This is a genomic window from Bacteroidia bacterium (genome assembly GCA_026932145.1).
Lineage (GTDB): Bacteria > Bacteroidota > Bacteroidia > J057 > JAIXKT01 > JAIXKT01.
In genome coordinates this window covers 16,196-20,880 of the sequence record JAIXKT010000041.1, presented here as the reverse complement: position 1 = coordinate 20,880, position 4,685 = coordinate 16,196, and the positions used below count along the sequence as shown (strand labels likewise).

The following is a 4,685-nucleotide window of genomic DNA, read 5'->3' as shown; positions in this document are numbered from 1 at the left end:
ATGTGATATTAAATAATTTAACAATTTTTACACCATTTTTAAACAACCTCTTAGCGGTGTCGAAGAATACAAAACTCTTTTTGCCAAGGCTTTTCCGGGTTCTACCCAACCCATCACTTTTGACAATATTACCAAAGCCATAGGCGCATTTGAACGACAATTGCACCCTCCCAGCCGTTTTGATAAATGGTTAGACGGAGATGAAAATGCACTAACTACCGAAGAAAAAACAGGCTTAAAAACATTTATGGAAGCTGGATGTATTACCTGCCATAATGGCGTTGCCATAGGCGGAAATATGCTACAAAAATTCGGCCTCTTTGGAAACTATTGGGAATTAACAAAAAGCAAAAAAATAGATTCCGGCCGATTTGAGGTTACCAAAAATGAAAATGATAAATATTTCTTTAAAGTTCCAAGTCTGCGTAATATAGCCATGACCTACCCTTATTTTCATGACGGTTCTGTAGAAAAATTGGAAGACGCAGTCAAAATAATGGCTAAATTACAGAATAACAAAGATTTAAGGGATGAAGAAATAAGCAGTATTGTTACTTTCTTGAAATCTCTTACTATGGAAATGGACGAAAAAACTACAAAATTGCTTCAATAGATAGCCATTGTATTGATTTTTAGGAAAGAAGTATTTCTTTTTTGCCACAGAAGTTAACCTGTTGGGTTAGTCTGAAAGTATTTTCAGTTTAGCATATTTAAGCAATAGTGTTTTTTGGCCGCGTGTTCCAAAGTCCACAAAAGCACGGCGATCTTCATTGGAGCCTTCTATTTTTCTAACTAACCCTTTCCCAAATTGTTCATGAAATACCTGCATATTCGGTGCTAACTTTGAGTTATCATCGTAATCGTGAGCAACTTTATTTGTTTGCGGCGTATGGTTACGAACTACCGGTTTGTAGTTTTGAGGTAAGGTTTTTGGCGTTGTTTTATCATCAGTAGATTTTGTTAGGTTAGTTCGTCCAACTTTTTGAATTTGTTTTGGGTCAATTTCATCAATAAAGCGGCTGGGAGACGGGAATTGGGGAGTTCCAAAATACAGACGGCTGCGGGCATACGATAAAACTAACTCATGGCAAGACCGTGTAACGGCCACATAAAATAAACGCCGCTCTTCTTCAATATCTTCTTTTGTTTTAGCAGACATAGCCGAAGGGAAAAGTCCTTCCTCTAAGCCCACAATAAAAACAACTGGAAATTCTAATCCTTTTGCGGAATGAACAGTCATCAAAGAAACGATGTTTGGATTTTCTATATCTTGGTCAAAATCAGTGGCTAATGAAACTTCTTGCATAAAAGCGTCTAAGGAAGTATCCCCTTCTTTGCCGTCATTAGCTACAAATTCTTTTGTTGCGTTAATTAGTTCCTGCACGTTTTCGTACTTGGAGCGTATTTCGTGGTCTTCGCTGTTGAGTTCTTTTAAGATGCCGGTATCTTGAGCAATTTTTCGGGTTACTTCATAGGCATCTTTTTTGCCGGTAAGTGCCTGAAAACTTGAAACTAAGGTGATGAAAGCCTCCAAGGTTTTTGCTCCGCGCCAGTTTTGCTCATATAAAGCAGGCATATTGAGTAGTTCCCATATTGCAAGGTTTTGTTTATTAGCTTCTATAATTAACTTTTGCTGAATAGTTTCACCGATTCCACGTTTGGGGTAGTTAATGATTCGCAGTAGAGATTCTTCGTCCTTTGGGTTTACGGCTAAGCGCATATAGGCAAGCATATCCTTGATTTCCTTACGCCGATAAAAGGAAAGCCCGCCAAATACTTTGTATAAGATTCCGGCTCTGCGCAATGCATCTTCTAAAACCCGTGATTGTGCGTTGGTACGATACAAAATAGCAAAATCCCGATTATTGTAATGCTTGGAGAGTTTTAGCTCTCGGATAATTTCTACGACTTTTGCTGCTTCATTTTGTTCGGAATTTCCTTCCATCAAACGGATTTTTTCCCCGGGTTCATTTTGGGTAAAAACAAGTTTTGGAATTTGGGCTTTATTATGCCGGATAACGGCATTAGCTACCTGAACTATTGTATCGGTAGAACGGTAGTTTTGCTCCAACTTAAATATTACTGCATTAGAATAATCTTGTTGAAAGTGTAGAATATTTCGGATATCTGCACCACGAAAGGAGTAAATACTCTGGGCATCATCACCTACCACACAGATATTCTGATGAATTGCCGCTAATTTTTTGGTAATAACATATTGGGCGTGATTTGTATCTTGGTATTCGTCCACCAAAATATACCGGAAGCGGTTCTGATACCGATACAGTATTTCCGGATGGTCAGAAAAAAGTTTTACGGTATTTGTTAGTAAATCGTCAAAATCCATTGCATTGGCTTTCAAGAGTCGCATTTGATAAGCGGCATAAACCTTAGCTGTAGTTTCTTCATAGGCATCGAGGAACTTAACAAAGGCTAAGTATCCGGTAGGTTGAACTAAATGGTTTTTAGCAGCAGAAATTTTGTGATAGATACTTTTATGTTTAAATACTTTTTCGTCGTAGCCGAGTTCAGATATTATCTTTTTGACTAAATTGGCTGAATCATCAGCATCATATATGGTAAAGTTATTGGTAAAGCCGATTTTATCGGCATCAAAGCGTAATATTTTGGCAAAGATAGAGTGGAAAGTACCCATCCAGAGGCTTTTAGCGGGGCTACCGATAAGTTGATGTATTCTTTCCTGCATCTCTTTGGCGGCTTTGTTGGTAAAAGTCAGTGCCAGAATCTGGTGCGGTTCAGCTACTTGTTTGGCAATAGAATAAGCTATGCGGTACGTAAGTACGCGCGTTTTACCACTGCCAGCTCCGGCAATAATTACCACAGGACCTTCTAAATGACGCACAGCCGCTTGCTGTTGCTCGTTTAAATCTTTAATAAAATCAATTTCCACGTAAAAATTAAGGCTATAAATCTATGGTTAAAATTTTTCTATTCAATGATTTTGTTAGATAAAAAATGATTATGGTTCAAAAGCATCATAAAAACTTAACACAGAAAGACACTTTTGTAATTTATATTTATATCAAAAGTTATTATCCTCACTGCTAATGCACAAAAATAACTAAAAAAAGATTAAAAAAAAGAGGTTGCCTTTTTAAGACAGCCTCTAAAATTATATTGAATGACTAAGTCAAGTTTTACCACCAGCGTGGGCATTCCATTCCTCTACGAGGCTTAGAAAGTAAGTAAGTTATATTTGCTGAAATATAGGAATACATATCGTTTTCTTTTGTTCTTCCGATACGGACATCAACTTGGTCTGATAGCGTTAGTCTCCAGCCGACTTCTGCGCCGATTAAGATTTTTTTGGTTAAATAATATCTTGTACCAAGCCCAAAGGGAAAGCAAATATCTACTGAGGAGCCAGGTTTTTTTATTTCCGGATTTGGAATATTTAGCGGTGCTACGGCTCTGTCTATTCTTGCTTCAGGGTTAGTGCCGAAAATACCGATACCTACAAATCCATATATCGGAATGGTAGAATGCTCTCGGGCACGAATAAAGGAGTTTCTACGAATCTTGAACTTATAGAAAGTTACGCTTTGCTGGACGCTAAACTCGAATAAAGATGTGGAGAAAGATTCCTGTGAACGAATAATACCTTCTCTACGGTTAGTTTTACTGCCGCTCAATCCGCCATACAGTAAATTAGCACTTAACATCCAGCCATTCTTAAAAATACGGCCGGCTCCTATATTAACACCTAAGTTGACTTTTGAAGGTACAGGAGTGGTCTGAATATCTCCCCAAAAAGTCAGAACGCCAACACCGGCATTTGCTACCCACCATCCTTGTTTTCGCTGAAATCGTTGACCGTAACCGTCTGTTGTAAATACTAACAAGAATAACCCCAAGACGACATATAATCGTAACATCTGTATTAATTCGATGCGCAAAGGTAGTTATTTTTAAATATCAAATTAGGCATTTGGAAATAATTTTGCCCTTTACAATTGATGAGATTTTAATAGTGTCCTAAATAATTTTCTGACAATAAAAATCTAACGTATCCATCTGAATACGTGCTGTTTTTTCTCACGTTTTAAAAAAGAACCCCCTGTATAGTATTTTTAGGTGGAGGTTCAGGGTCGACAAATGGTTCGTCTTATACGATAGTGAAAAATAAACAAGACCAATATTTTGCATATTGGATTTTTTATTTTATTTTTGGTTTTTAATATAAATCATTATGTCATTTGCATTATATATTCCTGTATCAGAAAGTTTGACTGAGTTGAGAAAATCATTAAAATCATCGTCTTTAATGATGCAACCTCGCATCAAAATGTTGGTAGCGATGAAAGAGGCGGGCAGTAAAGGTATTTCTAAACGTGAGTTGATGGATACCATTGGTGCCAGCAGTCAAAGCATCCACAATTGGCGCACTGCCTACAAAAAAGGAGGTATGGACACCTTGCTACATAATGGTAGGAAAGGGAAAGCAGGAAAGCCATCAGTGTTCACCAAGGAAGAGCATAAAAAAATGGAAGAGAAACTGCATGACCCTAAAAATGGACTGGCAGGGTATATTGAACTCAAGGAATGGATAGCCAATGAGTTTAACAAGGATATTAAATACAACACAGTGCTTAAATATGCCACAAAGCATTTTGGGACAAAGGTAAAAGTAGCTCGCAAAAGCCATGTCAAAAAAAATGAACTAG

3 protein-coding genes and 1 pseudogene are annotated in these 4,685 nt (G+C 37.5%); 2 read left to right on the top strand and 2 right to left on the bottom strand.

What is annotated here, in order from left to right:
- The first annotated feature begins 58 nt into the window (after window positions 1-58).
- Window positions 59-613: pseudogene (locus tag LC115_09245) on the top strand (c-type cytochrome).
- 66 nt (window positions 614-679) lie between these two features.
- Here LC115_09245 and LC115_09240 read toward each other — a convergent pair.
- Entirely contained in the window at window positions 680-2,905 is a 2,226-nt protein-coding gene (locus LC115_09240; GenBank protein ID MCZ2356851.1) for a UvrD-helicase domain-containing protein, read from the bottom strand.
- Between the two features lie 253 nt (window positions 2,906-3,158).
- Window positions 3,159-3,896 (bottom strand): hypothetical protein, encoded by a 738-nt coding sequence (locus tag LC115_09235; protein ID MCZ2356850.1) that lies wholly within the window; start codon window positions 3,894-3,896, stop codon window positions 3,159-3,161.
- Window positions 3,897-4,210: 314 nt separating this feature from the next.
- Here LC115_09235 and LC115_09230 point away from each other — a divergent pair.
- On the top strand, window positions 4,211-4,685 hold a 475-nt coding region (locus LC115_09230; protein ID MCZ2356849.1), incomplete at its 3' end, for a hypothetical protein.